The 17,081-nt window shown below is 34.8% G+C and carries 14 protein-coding genes; 4 read left to right on the top strand and 10 right to left on the bottom strand.

Features of this window, described 5'->3' with window-relative positions:
- Positions 1–13: 13 nt before the first annotated feature.
- The 3 genes from dhaK to RHO12_00430 all read right to left on the bottom strand — a co-directional run bounded on the left by dhaK (position 14) and on the right by RHO12_00430 (position 3,321).
- Positions 14–1,000 (bottom strand): dihydroxyacetone kinase subunit DhaK, encoded by a 987-nt coding sequence (dhaK, locus tag RHO12_00440; protein ID WVD66258.1) that lies wholly within the window; start codon positions 998–1,000, stop codon positions 14–16.
- Between the two features lie 11 nt (positions 1,001–1,011).
- Positions 1,012–2,157: a glycerol dehydrogenase gene (locus RHO12_00435; protein WVD66257.1), complete on the bottom strand. Its 1,146-nt coding sequence runs from the start codon at positions 2,155–2,157 to the stop codon at positions 1,012–1,014.
- 252 nt (positions 2,158–2,409) lie between these two features.
- Positions 2,410–3,321, bottom strand: a complete 912-nt coding sequence (locus RHO12_00430; GenBank protein ID WVD66256.1) for a metallophosphoesterase — start codon at positions 3,319–3,321, stop codon at positions 2,410–2,412.
- A 285-nt stretch (positions 3,322–3,606) separates the two neighbouring features.
- Between RHO12_00430 and RHO12_00425 the strand changes: the two genes are divergently transcribed.
- Together RHO12_00425 and RHO12_00420 are read left to right on the top strand one after the other, a co-directional pair.
- Positions 3,607–4,842, top strand: coding sequence for an oligosaccharide MFS transporter (locus RHO12_00425; protein ID WVD66255.1), 1,236 nt, complete (start codon positions 3,607–3,609; stop codon positions 4,840–4,842).
- Between the two features lie 91 nt (positions 4,843–4,933).
- Entirely contained in the window at positions 4,934–5,488 is a 555-nt protein-coding gene (locus RHO12_00420) for a sugar O-acetyltransferase (GenBank protein ID WVD66254.1), read from the top strand.
- Between the two features lie 2 nt (positions 5,489–5,490).
- Here the strand turns inward: RHO12_00420 and RHO12_00415 are convergent, their stop codons facing one another.
- The 3 genes from RHO12_00415 to RHO12_00405 all read right to left on the bottom strand — a co-directional run bounded on the left by RHO12_00415 (position 5,491) and on the right by RHO12_00405 (position 9,392).
- Positions 5,491–6,714 carry a GNAT family N-acetyltransferase gene (locus RHO12_00415; GenBank protein WVD66253.1) on the bottom strand — a complete coding sequence of 408 codons (1,224 nt, stop codon included), beginning with the start codon at positions 6,712–6,714 and terminating at the stop codon, positions 5,491–5,493.
- A gap of 204 nt (positions 6,715–6,918) precedes the next feature.
- Positions 6,919–8,208 (bottom strand): MFS transporter, encoded by a 1,290-nt coding sequence (locus RHO12_00410; GenBank protein ID WVD66252.1) that lies wholly within the window; start codon positions 8,206–8,208, stop codon positions 6,919–6,921.
- A gap of 14 nt (positions 8,209–8,222) precedes the next feature.
- Positions 8,223–9,392 carry a M20 aminoacylase family protein gene (locus RHO12_00405; protein ID WVD66251.1) on the bottom strand — a complete coding sequence of 390 codons (1,170 nt, stop codon included), beginning with the start codon at positions 9,390–9,392 and terminating at the stop codon, positions 8,223–8,225.
- Between the two features lie 517 nt (positions 9,393–9,909).
- Here RHO12_00405 and RHO12_00400 point away from each other — a divergent pair.
- Both RHO12_00400 and RHO12_00395 read left to right on the top strand, forming a co-directional pair.
- Entirely contained in the window at positions 9,910–10,338 is a 429-nt protein-coding gene (locus tag RHO12_00400) for a hypothetical protein (protein ID WVD66250.1), read from the top strand.
- 428 nt (positions 10,339–10,766) lie between these two features.
- Complete coding sequence (locus tag RHO12_00395) at positions 10,767–11,942, top strand: MFS transporter (GenBank protein WVD66249.1); 1,176 nt, start codon at positions 10,767–10,769, stop codon at positions 11,940–11,942.
- Between the two features lie 91 nt (positions 11,943–12,033).
- Here the strand turns inward: RHO12_00395 and RHO12_00390 are convergent, their stop codons facing one another.
- The 4 genes from RHO12_00390 to RHO12_00375 form a co-directional block, all read right to left on the bottom strand.
- Positions 12,034–13,056, bottom strand: a complete 1,023-nt coding sequence (locus RHO12_00390) for a hypothetical protein (protein ID WVD66248.1) — start codon at positions 13,054–13,056, stop codon at positions 12,034–12,036.
- Positions 13,057–13,526: 470 nt separating this feature from the next.
- Entirely contained in the window at positions 13,527–14,777 is a 1,251-nt protein-coding gene (gene agp, locus RHO12_00385; protein ID WVD66247.1) for a bifunctional glucose-1-phosphatase/inositol phosphatase, read from the bottom strand.
- Between the two features lie 258 nt (positions 14,778–15,035).
- Positions 15,036–15,818: a hypothetical protein gene (locus RHO12_00380; GenBank protein WVD66246.1), complete on the bottom strand. Its 783-nt coding sequence runs from the start codon at positions 15,816–15,818 to the stop codon at positions 15,036–15,038.
- A gap of 133 nt (positions 15,819–15,951) precedes the next feature.
- On the bottom strand, positions 15,952–17,046 hold the full coding sequence (locus RHO12_00375; GenBank protein ID WVD66245.1) for an FUSC family protein: 1,095 nt from the start codon (positions 17,044–17,046) through the stop codon (positions 15,952–15,954).
- Positions 17,047–17,081: the final 35 nt, after the last annotated feature.

Genomic DNA, 17,081 nt, shown 5'->3' with positions numbered 1-17,081 from the left:
TTGCGCCCTCATATTACCAAGCTACTGTGTTTACACGATAGTTTAAATATTCTGTCCATTTAGCATCATCTAGTTTCATTAATGTTAATGAGGCACCTGCCATGTCGATCGCCGTCATATAATTACCAACTTGACTAAAACAAATCTTAATACCAGCATCTGTTAGTAATTTAAAAATATCATTTGCAAAAACATATTGCTCCATTAATGTTGTTGAACCTAAGCCATTAATTAATAAAGCATAGTTATCGCCTGATTTAAAATTGAATTCATCATTTAATTTGTTAACTAACTCTTTTGCTAAATCAGCAGATGATTGTAGTTTTTCACGTCGATAACCAGGTTCACCGTGAATCCCCACGCCGTATTCGATTTCATCATCAGGCAAAACAAATCCAGGTTTGCCAACTTCAGGAACCGTTGCTCCTGAAAAAGCAACGCCGATAGTTTTTATATTCGGTAAAATAGTATCAGAGAGCGATTTCACTTCTGCCAATGTTGCCCCCTGATCAATTGCAGCACCTAAAATTTTATGCACGAGCACCGTACCAGCGACACCTCGTCGTCCTTGTGTATAAGTACTATTTTCAACAGCAATATCATCAGCGACAATACAGTAATCAATCTCAATACCGTCCATTTCAGCTAAATCTTTAGCCATCTCAAAATTCATAATATCGCCAGAATAGTTTTTAACAACCATAAAAACGCCGTGGCCTTTATCAGCAGCGTGGATTGCCGTCAGAATTTGATCTGGCGAAGGAGAAGTAAATACTTGTCCACAAACGGCAGCAGTTAGCATGCCTTGACCAACAAAACCCGCATGTGCGGGTTCATGGCCACTTCCACCACCACTAATTAAGCCTACTTTAGCGGGCAGATTTTTACGGATAACTATTGTGGTATTTTCTATGCGTTCGACTAAATGAGCATTACTTTTAGTTAATCCATCAATCATTTCATCAATAATATGGGCAGGATTATTCATTAACTTTTTCATATCAATTACCTTTATTCTTTAATAAACGTACCGTATTGCTTATAATCTCGCCCTATTTTATCTGCGACAATAATAGCTGCTTTGACAGCATCAACAGTGATAGGAAATGGCATCGCATGGATTGATTCATCTTTAATCGTTGCTTTTTCTGCTATCGCAGTTAGTTGCGCATCATTTATAGATTTAACGCCTAAATCGGCTAAACAAACTGGCAATCCTACCGCTAAACAAAAATCAAGCACTTCTTGCAGTTCTTCATTAGGTGAATTTTCTAATACTAATTGTGCTAATGTACCAAAAGCGACCTTTTCACCGTGATAATAGTGATGTGCCTCTTCCAATATCGTTAATCCATCATGGATCGCATGTGCGCCTGCTAAACCGCCACTTTCGAAACCCAATCCAGATAGTAATATATTAGCTTCAATAATATTTTCGAGTGCGGTGGTAACGACCTTATTATCACATGATTGCTTAGCTTTTACGCCATCACTAAGCAATGTTTGGTAGCACAGTGTGGCTAATGCAAATGCAGCCATGGTTTGCCTCGCGGGTTCAATAGCGCCATCTTTACTTCCACAAGGTAGCCCTGCATTAACGGCAGCATAAGAGTGATAATTAGCCCTAGCCTCAAAATAGGTCGATAATGCATCCCCCATGCCAGAAACTAAAAAACGAACGGGTGCATTAGCAATAATTTTAGTATCAACTAATACAACACTTGGGTTTTGTTTAAAATAAGCATAATCATCAAACGCACCATCTTCGGTATATAATACAGCGGAATGACTAGTCGGTGCATCTGTTGCCGCAATAGTTGGCACGATAATTAATGCATCACCTTGCGCCACACATTTAGCCGCATCAATTGCTTTTCCCCCTCCTAGCGCAACAATACAATCACAGCTTTTTTCCGCTGCCAATTTTTGTAAGCGACTGACTTCTACTCTTGAACACTCGCCTTTAAAATCAGCCATTACAAATTCACATTTATATTTTTTTGCAGTTTTATTTAACTGTTCACTCACGCGATCAATATCTTGAGCATTACCAATAAGCAATGCCTTATTGCCGAACGTATTGACAAAATAACCTAAATTTAATAACTCATCCTCACCTTGAACGTATTTTGCCGGTGAAATAAATGCCTTTCTCATTAACAATCCCCCTATGATTTAATATACCTAGATGGTGTAAATTAGATAAAACGTAGAACGCCGAATATTAAAAAGCTGTAACGACACCTTAATACTAAAATTAATTACCTATTTTTGAAATTGAAAAATATGAAATATGTGACATGACGATAATAATTATGTTATGGGCAATAACCAGAGCGGAAATAGGAATTTAATTAAGCAAAATAGCCACCAAAATCGAGCATAAAAAACAACAGTTTATTTCACCTATTAATAAATAAAATGTTTATTTGTTAATATCTCTTCGCCTTCCCACCGATAAGCAACGAGTTTGCCTGATTCGATCGCCGCTGAATAATCAACACAAGTCACTTTATTTGTTTGAATACTGGGTTTACCTGTTAACCAATAATGACCAAAAAATACTATTTTCTGTTCTTGATAACCATCGAGCGGTAGCTTTACTTTTTGCTCAAGAGCGGGGAGCTTTTCATCATCGGGAATTAAACAAAGCTCATTGAGTGTGTCCGCTTGCTTAAGCCACCATTTAATTCTTGATTTATGCCGCTGCGTACCCTCTTTATCATGATAGGAAATACCATCAGGTAAAGTGACCTCTTTACCTTTTAATAAGGTTTCACAATAATTAAATAGTGCAGAAGAGGGATTAAAAGCTTGCTGAATATATTGCTCTTTTAAGCCGTTATTATGCTCAAGGTAAGGCAAAATTAGCCTAATAATATTACTATCCCAACAAGCATGAATAACTCGAATTTTATCAAAATCTAAAAATAACGGCAGTGATTTAAACCAATTAATCCAATATAGATGCTGCTGGGAATTTTCGCCGATTTGCATCAAAAATGCTTTGTGTTGTTTATGATTAGCATAATTATGCTTGCGTAAAAAGGTATCAGCTTCACGTTCATTGTTAGTTTTCCAGCCAATGGCATTAAATTCATGATTTCCCATCACAACATAAGCATTGCCGTTATCAACCATCTCTTTAACAATAGTCAGCGTCTCAAGCTGATACGGACCTCTATCAATTAAATCACCAACAAAAATTGCTTTATATTTTAAATGTTGAAAACCCGATCTAGTTTTTTTATAGCCCAATTTGTACAGTAAACTTTTTAGCTTGGTCGCTTGCCCATGTATATCACCAATAATGTCAAACATATTACCTCTTTATCTAACTTTATGATTCTTTGAACTAAATAGCATATATTTGCTAAATTTCTGCTGTTATATACGATTATAAATATTCTCTTATGACTAAGCTTTGATAGCAACTAATTTTTAGTATTTCATTTAACTCATAAACAATAACCAAATATTTCTGTTTAGATATTTTTTTAAATTTTTGAATTATGTTATCAATATCACGGATTTTATTTCGATTATCTTATATTTTTAATTGGTAACGTTAACATTATCTTTTCTATCTCTAAAATGGATTATAATATGAAAATATCGCTACCTTTTAATAATAAAAACTACCTATTCTCATCTTCATATCTATTTTTCTTTTTTGCTGCTTGGTCATTATGGTGGTCATTTTATGCTATCTGGTTAAAAAATAATATTGGAATCAGTGGCTCAAATCTTGGAACTATCTATTCAATTAACCAATTCACTAGCATTACGTTTATGATTCTATACGGTATAATTCAAGATAAACTCGGCATTCGTAAAAATTTAATGTGGGTTATTAGCATCATATTAATAATGACCGGCCCATTTTTGATTTATGTTTATGAACCCTTATTAGCGAGCAATTTTATTCTTGGTGTTATTTTGGGATCGGTTCTATTTTCTCTTGGTTACTTATCTGCTTGTGGTTTAATCGATAGTTATGTTGAAAAAATTAGCCGAAAATTTGGCTTTGAATATGGTCAAGCCCGATTATGGGGATGTTTGGGTTATGCGCTTGCTGCCGCCATTGGTGGGTTATTTTTTAGTATCAATCCCCACTTTAATTTCTGGGCAGTATCGATAGTCGGGATTCTATTTTTTATTACGAATGTTTGTTACAGACCAACAAAATCAATCAAACGTAAAGAGATACAGCAAAAAAATGATCGCTATAATTCAATTACCTTAAATGATTTCGCTATTATTTTTAAGGACGCCAAATTTTGGGGGTTAGTTATTTTTATCCTCGGCACTTGGTCATTTTATAATATTTATGATCAACAACTATTTCCTGTTTTTTATGCTAATTTATTTAGCGATCCCAATATCGGTGCCAGCGTCTATGGTCAGCTAAACTCGGTACAAGTCATCCTTGAAGGTATTGGAATGGCTTGTATACCCTTGTTAATTAATCGTATCGGACCAAAGTATTCATTACTACTTGGCGGCATTATCATGACTGGTCGTATTCTTGGTTCGGCCATCTTTGATGATATTTATATTATTTCATTTATTAAGATGCTCCATGCAATTGAAGTACCTCTATTTGTTATTTCGATATTTAAATATAATGCAGCAAATTTCGATAAACGTTTATCTTCAACACTATTTTTAGTTGGCTTTCAAATTGCGACATCTGTTGGCATTATTGTATTATCTATTCCAATAGGAATGCTATTTGACGATGTTGGCTATCATAAAATCTTCTTTGTCGTTTCATGTATTGTTATTGTCTCGCTTATTATTGGAACATTTACACTAAGTAACAAAAGAGTCGAAAATTGATAATATACCAATTATTTGTGCGCATAAATTAAAAACTGATTTGAATATGAGTAATCATATTCAAATCATTAGTAACAATAAGGAAAATGTAGTGGCAACTGAAAAAGAAAAAATGTTAAGTGCTCTGCTCTATCATCCAGCTGCAGACGAACTCAATTATGAGCGTTTATCAGCGCAAGATTACTGTTTTAAATTCAATCAACTTGAACCCTCTGCAACCCAACCACGTTTAGATATTTTACATCAACTACTTAATAACTTTGGCTTTGGATCAATTATCATGCCTGGATTTTGGTGTGACTATGGCTACAATATTCGTATTGGTGATCATTTCTTTGCTAATTTTAACTGTATCATGTTGGACGCAGCACCTATTACATTTGGCGACCATGTACTCATCGGGCCAAATTGTAGCTTTTATACCTCAGGTCATCCATTAGACGTCAAGCAACGCAATAGTGGGGTTGAATATGCATATCCTATTACAGTTGGTAACAATGTCTGGTTTGGCGGTAACGTCGTTGTTTTACCCGGTATCACAATTGGTGATAATTGTGTGATTGGAGCAGGCAGCATTATTACAAAATCTATTGCCGACAATAGTATTGCTATCGGCAATCCATGTAGAGTTAAACGTTCTAAATAAGATTAAAAATAATCTGAAAAATAGGGTTGCTTAGATGGGATCATCTCATCTAGCATTTTGACTATTTGCTTATCTGTCTTTAATCGCTCGTATTCATAAAAAAAGTGCGGTCGCCGAAAACTCATCAGCATTGATGATAAAGTCTGAATCGATAACTCTACGCTTTTCCCCCTTGGTTGGTTATCAATACCTAGTTGCCCGTTACTATCAACATAGAGACTAAAAACACCATTATTCCATTCTGCCACAGGATCCGTAACGATAAAATGAAATGGCTCTTGAGGCAAAACAGCAAACGGATAAGCTTTGAGAAATTCTGCCACATCAACGATTCTAGCCATATAATAAGGTTCAATTATTTCATTAATATGGCTATCTGCGAGCTGAAAAGCGATCGGATCATGGCGATAAATGCGCCCTTTTACTTTATCTATCATCGAATAATGGGCGTAAACAAAATTCCATAACCCCTTGCGTGCTTCTTGATTTAAATAAATCATGTCCTTAATATAAAATATATCTTTATCTATCCAATAAAACATCGCACCTATCGGCTGACCATTTTGATCATGGTAAATAGCGGCAGTTCGATCTTGTTCATTTTCCCAGCGCCAGTACTCGTTCCAGGATAGCTTATTACGAATTAGCGCACCATGGTTAGATGCCGAAAAACGATTATAGATATCAACGACATCTTGCTCATCAACATTTAATCGTTCGACAAAACCAGGTTGTTTTTCATAATGAGGAAGCTGAGAGTCTTTAATATTAAAGGTAATGCGCTCACTAAATATTTCCCATCCCTTTTTACGATAAAATGGCACCGAATAAGGATAAAGATAAGAGATCCACTGCCGATTATCACGCATTTTAGTTAATGCCGTTTTAATCAAGTCATTCATCAAACCTAAATTAGCATATTCAGGGTAGGTTCCTACTCCAGTCAATCCTGCCATTTCAAAAATAGTATTATGAATATTTATTTTACAAGGATAAATACATAGCTGCGAAACCAGTTTATCTTTATTAAACCAACCAATCACATCGGTATTTTGTAAAACAGGCCTTTTTTCGCGCAACAGCTCATCATCTTTTTCATAACCTGATTTTTCAATGTCTTGACTAGTGACTTGGAAAACATAACGTAATAATTCATCAAATTGATCTAAATGTTCAAGGGTAACAGGTTTGATAACCAATTTATCGCGAATACTCATATTTGACATAAGTCCTTCTTAATATTTCTACACATATACTTCCCATACAAATAGCAGAGCCCGCAACTAAAGTCAAATAAGTTAAAAACTTATAGCCTTGGAGAAGTAATAACTAAGCGCAATACTTGCTGCATCTAAAGAAAAAATGGCAACAATTTTTATAAATCGTTGCCATTGTCAGTTAATGAGTTAGCATTAATATCAATAGTGTCATTATTTCAGCGCTTTACCCGCTGTTTCTTTAAACATAAATACACCAATTAAACTAATGGCGACAGTTGCAATCACATAATAAGCGGGCGCTCTTAAATCATTCATCCAATGAGCCAGCCCTGTAACAATCATTTGAGCAAAACCACCGAAAATGGCCACAGATAAACTATAAACCACTGATAATCCGGTTGCCCTAATTTTACTTGGAAATATTTCAGCACAGACGATCAGGCTTGGTACAGAGTTAACCGCAATTAGAATAGCTAGCACAAAAACACATGAATAAAGCGTTGTCAGCGATGGAAATAAGGTTAATAGCATAAATATTGGGTAGATAACTAAAATCGTTAACACTCGCGACCAGAAGATAAGTGGTTTACGACCAACTTTATCTGATAGCATGCCAATAAATGGGACGAGTATAATTTGAACCGATGCGGCAATGCATGAAGCAACAATGCTAGATCGCATTTCAAATTGTAATTCCGAAATAGCAAAGTTTGCTAGATAAAAAAGCGTAATATAGACGGGAACCGTGGAGCCTAAAGTCAGCAAAATACCCGTAATTAGTTGCTTTGGGTATTTGCTAAAAACTAATTTGAGCAATGCGCTTGTTGATTCGTTTACGTTCTTATTTTTAGTTTCAGGTAACGTTTTACGGATATAAAGTGCCATAGGAACAATTAACAAGCCGATCGCAAAGGCTAATCGCCATCCCCAGCTATGTAAAGCGGTGATATCATCTTTTAACCAAAAACCGATAGTGATCCCAACAATTGAAGCGAGTAAAGTATTTAAACCCTGACCAAAAAGCTGCCAACTACTATAAAAACCACGGTTAGAATTATCTGCATACTCCATCAACATCGTTGTTGATGTACCAAATTCACCACCTAAGGCAAATCCTTGCATTAATCTAGCAAACATAATAATCACTGTTGCCCAAATACCGATCTGCTGGTAAGTCGGCGTTATGACAAATAATAACGTACCAATTGACATTAACCATAATGTAAAAAGTAGCGCAGGACGGCGACCAAACTTATCGGCATATAAACCGATTAAGATTGCCCCTAAAGGCCGAGTAATAAAACCAACACCTAATGTTGCAAATGACAACATTAATTTTTCAAAATTATTTGTCCCGGGGAAAAAAAGTTGACCTAAAAGAACTGCGTACGTTCCATAAATAGCAAAATCGTAAAATTCAATTGCATTACCCATGGTAATGCCTGCTATATTTCTTGCTTTTCTTAGTTTTCCATCATTTTTAGAAATATTAAACGCCATACTTGTCCTTATTTTTATTTTAAATAACTTTCAATCAATTTGACCCAATACGACGCGACGACCGGTAAGATTGCATCATTAAAATCATATTTAGGATTATGCAATGAGCAGCCATTATGCCCTTCAGTGCCATTACCGACAAAAATGTATGCGCCTTTACACTGTTGTAGCATAAATGAAAAATCCTCACTACCTGTCATTTTAGGGAAGTCAGGAATAATTTGTGCTTCACCGAAAAAAGACAGTGCAACATTTCTGGCTAATTCTGTAGCTTGTAAATCATTAATAACCATTGGGTAAAGACGCTTATAATCAATTTCAACCTCAGCACCATAACTAGCGGCTTGCGCAGTAACGAGCTCCTTTACGCGTTTTTCGATAAGATCTTGCATGCTAGGATCAAGTGCTCGAATAGTTAACTTTAATATTGCTTCATCAGGGATCACATTATTTGCATCGCCAGCTTGAAAAGATCCAACCGTTATAATTGCAGTTTCGAGTGGGTTTGCATTACGAGAAACTATCGTTTGTAAAGCCATAACAATAGATGATGCAACCACAACGGGATCGATTGAAAGATGTGGCATAGCACCATGACCACCGCGACCTTTTACTTTAATGGTTACGCTGTCGGAAGATGCCATGGCCGGACCATCAATAAATGCCATTTTGCCAGCTTCGACTTTTGGCATATTATGAAAAGCAAAAATATAATCACACGGGAATTTTTTAAACAATCCATCTTCAACCATTGCAAGACCACCACTAAGTCCTTCTTCTGCAGGTTGGAAAATAAGGTTAATTGTGCCATTGAAATGGCGGTGCTGCGCAAAATAACGAGCGGTTGTTAACAATGTTGCTGTATGCCCATCATGGCCGCAAGCATGCATTTTACCTTTTATTTGACTAGCATGAGAGAGTTTAGTTGCTTCATCGATCGGTAAAGCGTCCATATCAGCACGAATACCAATCGCTGGTCCATTACCATTCTTAAGTTGAGCAACTACGCCTGTACCACCTAAGCCTCGCGTTACTTGATAGCCCCACTGAGTTAAAAGATTTGCGACTAACTCGCTTGTTTTAAACTCTTCAAAACCAATTTCAGGATGTTGGTGAAGCTGATGCCTAATAGCAATCATCTCATGTTGAATATCGCTAATTTCAGGGATAATTTTGGTTGTCATAATTATTTTCCTCATACTCATTTTTATAGAAAATTACAGAAGATACTCGCAAAAAACAGGACAATTTGGCATGAATTGTATACTATTATTACTTGAGAGTTTTAACCGATATTGATAACTAGGTTAAAGTGAATTTATGTGGAATAACACTAAAATGTAATCTCTAACGAGTTAATATAGCAGAAAATGAGAAAAAATAAAAACCTTGTCTTATTACTATCTTTAGCGAGTTTGAGTATCATCAATGTCAATATAGCATTAGTCTCTAATCGGCCAGTCTTTTAGTTGGTTGATTTATTAAATTCTTAGTTTAAATTTAAGTTATATGCATTAAATTTTATAAAATCTATTTGCATATCACCGACTAAATAGCGTGAGCTAAGCATACTCGACAACATATTCCATAGCACCATCCAGTCTAAAAACACCATCTTCTACCAACATAAAAAACCGCTGGCAATGTCATGACTTTTTTATTACATTGTAGCCAATTGATAAAATGGAAAAGGAATAAACAATGAAAAAATATCTTAGCATAGCAAGTTTAGTCTGTTTACTTGCCGCGTGTTCATCAACACCGACTGACCCTAACTGGCGACCAGATATGGTAGGTGCTAATTTTGGTAAATACCCAACCAACTATCCCGAACTCATTAAACAATGGGGCAGTAATCACTTTGATGATGCTAAAGCGATTAACTACGTCTCAATGAGCTCACCGCGCGAAGAATATTTAGTAGAAGATTCGGAAAAACAACAAGCCATTTTTGGTTATTCCGTATGTGTTAATATTGGTGGCGTTAAATCAGAAGGTTATTATAAGCCATTTAAAAAATATTGGTTTTTCATTCGCAATGGTAAAGTTATCGAACAGCGTGATTTAGAATATGGTTACAATAAAGTAATTTATCGTGATCATAAAATTAATTGCGATGATGTTAATTAATAATCACTCGATTTGATATTTTTTAATCTGATAGATCATTAAGATAATAAATCTTAAATAATCAAATATTTATAATTAATATAGTAGTATTATTCGTGCAGTAATCGAGTGGTCTACACCACTCCGATTATTATCTTATAAATGGATGAGTCTGCTGATCGCTGATTGTAATAAAATTCAAAGTTTATTACCTTACATGGTTTAACAGAAGAAACGAAAAATATTTTTCAATTACACGTTTATATTGATCTTTTATTACTAAATTGTATAATCCGTGCCGATAAACATATCAGAAACCTCTTCTTTTATTCGTCCGTAAGCGTTTACGTAAACCAACGCGCTACCCTTGTTCATTCAAGAGCATTGCGTGCGTTGACTTAATAAACGCTGCAATCTGCCTTGAATGACCTTAATTTAAGGAGATTATTTTGCAAAAACAAAATTATTATTTATCATTATTTGCTACCAGTTTATTTATTTCTTATCTTGCTGTTGCAACACCGCTACCAGTCGTTTCTATCTATACTTTTCAAACATTAGAATTAACCAGTACACTGGCGGGATTTGCTGTTGGAATCTGCTTTTTTGCAACAATTATAACACGTAGTTTAGCGGGTAAGATGTCAGATACACAAGGCACAATGCGCGCCGTCCATCGAGGGCTTTGTTGTTATGCGTTAGCGGGTTTTTTATGTTTCCTTGCCACTCTTGTCGAATATTATCCATTGTGGGCTTATACAATTTTAATTGTTGGTCGATTACTCCTTGGGTTCGGCGAAAGTTTAACATTAGTTGGAATGCTAGCTTGGGGGATCGGATTTGTTGGAACAGCAAATTCAGGAAAGCTACTCTCTATCGCGGGCATGTCTATATATGGTGCTTTTGCCGTTGGTGGGCCACTAGGTTTATGGTTGTATAATAAATTAAACTTTAGTGGCTTAATGCTTATATGCGCAATACTACCAATTATTGGACTACTCCTATTTCGCCTATTACCAATCATAGTACCGTTACCACCAAACAAAAAGTGCGAATCATTTTTGCGTGTTATAAAACAAATCTGGCCTTATGGTTTTGTGCTATGTCTTCAAGGTGTTGGTTTTGCTGCTATTGGTGCATTTATTTCTTTAATCTATATGGAAAATCACTGGCATTATCCTGGATTTGCATTAACAGCATTTGGTTTAGGCTTTGTTTTAGTACGCATTATATGTGGACATTTGCCTGATCGTTTAGGTGGAATTGCAATAACGATTACTTCACTTATTGTTGAAAGTATAGGTCAGCTTCTTCTTTGGCAAGCGACTGAGCAATCAATTGCAATTATTGGTGCATTATTAACGGGAATAGGTTGCTCAATGATATTTCCTGCAATGGGGGCTGAAGTGATAAAAAAAATCACCCCAAATCAACGTGGAATAGCAATGGCAGGATTTGCTGCTTTTCAAGATCTTTCTTATGCCTTGACAGCTCCGGTGATCGGCCTATTTGTTGACTTATATGGTTTTTCGATTGTATTTTTTATCGGTCTGCTTGCTGCATTATTTGCGCTTGTTATGGTTTTATTCATTTGGCGATGTAGATTAAATAAAGAATCAATATAAAAACTCAACAGCAATTTAATTAATAGCTAAATGTTTAAGCAATTAATCGAGAATTAAAACTGATTAATTGCTTAAATTATAGAGGATGACCTTAACTAAAATACTTCAAGGTGGCTTTGCGGGTTAATAGGTATGTTGCAATCAAGTTGATCACAATAAAAATAATACTAATTAACGTTGTCAATACCGATGCAACTCCGCTGGTCATGATCAGGGTAATAATAATACTTAAGATAAAATAGATAATCCCAGTAGCCATAGCAATTAAAATTAAATATAGATAAGACCAACCTACTGCTTTAAATATTAATCGAAGAGGGATCGTATTAACTTGTCGTACAAAACAATTTTTTACAGAGAAGAAAATAAAAGCAAAACTAATCGCAAAAGATAGTAAAGATAATAATCCAGGTAATGTTATGATCAAAAATAACTCTACGCTATCTAAATTAGCTGCTTCATAAAAAAAATCGAAATAGCCCATGAAAAAGCTAAAAACTTCACCATTAAACCATGTGAATAATATGATTATAAAAGGGAATGAAAATATTAATGAAAATAAGATAGCAAAAAGCGTTCGATGGTTAGCTAGCGGCATGTTATATGCTTGTCTATCACGTTTATCAATGAACCCGATGAGTTTAATTAGCCCTACTAAAATGAGTGCTTTTAAGGCCATCAATAACACACTAAATATGGTTAATAACTGGCTGATTACGTCATAAGATAAATCAAATTTGAATTTCAAGAGCGGTATTAGCTGCATCCATCCAATCATAATAAAATGCGTTATTACCTGATAAATAATACAAACAGCTAAAATAATAATAATATTTCTTGCTGTTATTTGATGCATTTTTTGATCAATAAACATAATAATGCCAATAAAGAAATAAAATATGACATGGTTTAATGCATAATTGCTCAAGTTATTAAATAATAAAAACAAATAGACATGATTATTGCTATCTGAATTTAAAGAATAATAAATAATATTTAAAACCACCAACATCGCTATCATTATTAAAGCAAAAATAGCAGGTAATTTAAAAATTGATCCCGAATGACTGACGGAATAAAATTGTTTCCCACGTGATAATGTCGAATTTTTCATAAAACTATTTTTTTAAATAAAATATTTTTGAATTATATCAATTCTTTTTTAATAAACAATGACAATTGTCTAAAATTTAACAATTATATTAACTTCTTTTACACAAAATTGTATAACTTAATGTGGTAGTTTTATTCATTCGGTAAAGCCGTTTAACATTCACTTTGTTAATAATCATTTTCTATAAAATTAGCTGATGAAATACCCCTACCCGAGATTCTGCACGTAGGTTGCTTTTCATACAATTTATTAAACGACCTAACTAAGAATATCCTCCTTATGTTTAATAATTTGATAATGTTCACAATCTGTTTCAACCACTGAAAGTTGGGATGATAAAGCAGATCCGCCAGTAAGAATATATTTTAGAAGTCGTCTATTAGGGGGTATGGACTATTTTTCTAAACATAAAAATAACCCTATCAATAGGGTTATTTGCCGTAATATAGTAAGGATTCAAGCGAATAGGATTAGTTGACTAAATTATTCATTACTTTTTTGAAATCGCTCCAAGCACAAAATCCATTAGCATCAATCTGACAATCTTTTAAGGATAAAGTAACTCTTTGTGGTGGGCTAGCAAGTGTTAACTTTTCAAGGTTACGAAGCTGTTTGGTAGACTGATAAACATATTCGACTTTCAGTAAATCCTGATCGCTCTTTTTATTATGCCAACGCTGGAATACAATTTTACCGCCGATTGGCGTTTTTTCGTACTGTTCAGGTAAAGTATAATCATTAAACCCCATAGCTCGAATTATTGGTCCCACTGTTGTGTCATGACCAACTAATAACGTAATTTTAGCTTGTTCGGTAGATTGTTGGTCAGGCATTATTTGATTTAGGTGAGCGAGCATCGGTTTAATCGTACGGTTAACTAGCGTTGGTTGCAAATAAGCCGCATCAATATACGCATTTCTTAATTTTGCTAATGTTACCCAATCTTGATCCGATTTAATTCTACCCCAAGCAACTTGTCCAGCAGGAAATCCTTCATAATCTTGCAACATAAATGCGTCCACCATCCAAAAAGCAAGGTGTAATGGCCCATCTATTGATGACTCTTTACCATGCTCAAGGACAACGGTATTAGGTTGCTTAGCGAGCTCACATTTCTTGTCGACTTTACAATCGTAAGAATTTTTATAATCAATCACTTCTTGTAATTTAGCGTAAGATGAAGCCAAGTTTTGTTGGTCGATGAAATCCTCAATTTCTGCCACTACTTTTGTCACATATTCCTTACTAGTATCGTTAATTGATTGGAAAAATATAGGATCTTTACCATCCAGATCAGCTAAATGATGATATTTTATTTTATCGCAACCAGGGAATGCACCCGTAGTAAAAAATTGCCCGGTTGCAATCGTTCTAGGAACAATATTGCTATAAGCATAATACTGTTCATCTGTTGGGCATGTGTTTTTTTGTAACATTCCATTTTGGACCAACCAATCATTAAAATAGTGCCCCATATAGACTTCTAAAGCACCACCTTTAGCGGTTAAAAAACCACCTGTACTATCCCATTTTTGCCATTTATAGGGAGTAGCATTAATGAGAGAATCAGCTCCTTCTGTTAAGGGAGCTCTTAGACCATGACGACTGACTATTACCACTTGCTTAAGCTCATAATCTGTATTAGGCTCTGCGGCATAGGATAAATCACTTATAGCCAACATAGCGGTTGCTAATAAACTTATTTTTTTTACTAACTTCATTATTTTCTCCGTATATAATTAACTAAGCATAGCTAGTATTAATCGATCGTATTTTTTTGCACATAGATCCGTGCTAATTCGTGATCTCGATCAAATTATGAAAATAATGTTTTTTTATTATGTGAGAGGCATCACAAATGAACAATCGATGAACTATTGATTGTGCAATTAAAGTAATGAGTAGGTAAAAATGAGCGCTATAAACTAAATTATAGCGATTGAGAAGCACTATTTTTAATAAAATTAAGGAATGATTAGTTACCCTCTTCGATTAATTATCCATTCTTTTAGCACTAATAAATTTCGCTGCTGAATAATTTTAAGCCATTGTTTTTTATAATTAATTATAGTTCCTAAACTAATCCCTAATACACTTTCAATCTGCCGATTTGTTTTACCTTTGACCAATAAATCAATCATTGTCCACCAGTTTTCACTACGGCTTAAGTGCTCAAGCCCCGTCCCTTTAAGGTTACTAAAATAACGCCAACAATTTTTACAACGAAATTGTGCTCTATGTTCACCAATTTTTTGAGTTTTAGCCGAATCACAGTGTGGGCAAATAGCCTGTGATGTTTGTAAAATATTATCAAACCAATCCTTGAGCTGTTTTGCTTGTTCTTGAACAATCAAGGGCTCATCAATTATTGCTTCATTGATAAAATTTTTGTACCAGTTATAAAGATCAGAAAAATTTAGTTGCATATATTTTTCAATAATCTCTGATCTATTTTTCACGACCCATTTACTACAATTAAGTTCACGGCGAATGGTAATATAGCTTTGACCACATAAGCGCCGTTCAGCAATTATGGGCAACCATTCTAGTGGGGCTAAACGATAAAAAGGTGTATTTAAGCTACGATTAAAACCACGCTGACAAGATTTGCAACGGTAATAACCTGATGATGTATTAACGGCATAAAGTTCGTTATGTTGGCAATATGGACAAACGACTGGTTTTTGACTAAGCGCGGTTAAATTTGCAACCAACTTTTCGGCATTATTATGTAATTTTATCGGCACAAAATTATGATACATTTGCTTGCCTCTTGTTATTTAATGGGTTGTTATTTTATATTAGAATATAACGCATTACTAATATTTAAACGAAATATAATTAATATTTAATTTAGCAGGTGTATAAAATTTTTAGTTACGATGAAACGGTTAGTTACAGCTTCCAATAACGTTTTAACGGCATTACAGCTAATTTAGAAAGCTCAACCAAAATAATTCCAATAATTACACCACATAATCGAGAAATACCGGGTTCTACAGATGAATAAGCGAGTGAATCAGGAACCATAACCACTAAATAAACCAATACAAATTGAGTGCCAATATAGGAAAAAGACTGACAGCTATTCTCGACGTGGCGGCCGATAAAAATCCCTAAGCATAATATAATTGCCGCGATCGCTAAATTGATTTGATAAAAAGGAAGGCATATTAAAGCCAGCAAACCGCCAAGCGTACAGCCTAAAAAACGGTGAAAATTTCGTTTAGAGACTATTTTCGGATTATTAATCGTCGATAATGGTACAGTTAGCACTACAAAAACAGTAATTGCGGTTTGGCCTAAATAACGGAGATCAAAAAAGTGTTCTAAAAATGGTAAAGTTGCAAGCGCAAGCATCGCTCGCAATGAATGAATTGCCGTATATTTAGCGTAACAAGGAAATCTAACTATCTCAGCCAAACCCTCTTTACACGGCTTGATGGTTAACCGTGGTTTAATTACATTAGAGGTAATACTGATAACCATTGATGCTAAAATACCAGCAAATACTTCAATAACACGGCTGATTGCAAACGCTTGCACTTGATTAAATGGATTTCCTAATGCATCAACACCAATCATAATATAAGTAATACCAAGAAAAAGCCAAGCATAGCTGTACTTACTGGTGACCGCAAAATAAAGCGTAATACCGCCAACAAGTGCAATTCCTAAGGCTATAAATAACAAATTATGACCCAATAAGTAAGTAACATAATAGGCTAATAAAGCCCCTGTTATCGTACCTAAAAACCGTAAAGCACCACGAATTAAAGTATCTAGCACATGTGAACGCATGATCATGTAACCAGTAAATGCCGCCCAACCAATATTTTGTGCATTAAATAAATGGGCAAAAATAATCGCTAAAAATACTGAGCAGATCACTTCAAGCTCATCAATAAAACGGATTAAGGTAATATTTCTTAAGCGAAACTGAGAAATAATATCAGTAATAAAAACTGCTGCGTTATGTAAACGGTCCATTGCGGAAACTGAGTATCCAAAAAAGTGATAAAATA

It is taken from the genome of Orbaceae bacterium lpD02 (assembly GCA_036251875.1).
Lineage (GTDB): Bacteria > Pseudomonadota > Gammaproteobacteria > Enterobacterales > Orbaceae > Orbus > Orbus sturtevantii.
Note: the sequence above shows the minus strand (reverse complement) of the source record. Positions and strands in the feature narration are given on the sequence as shown.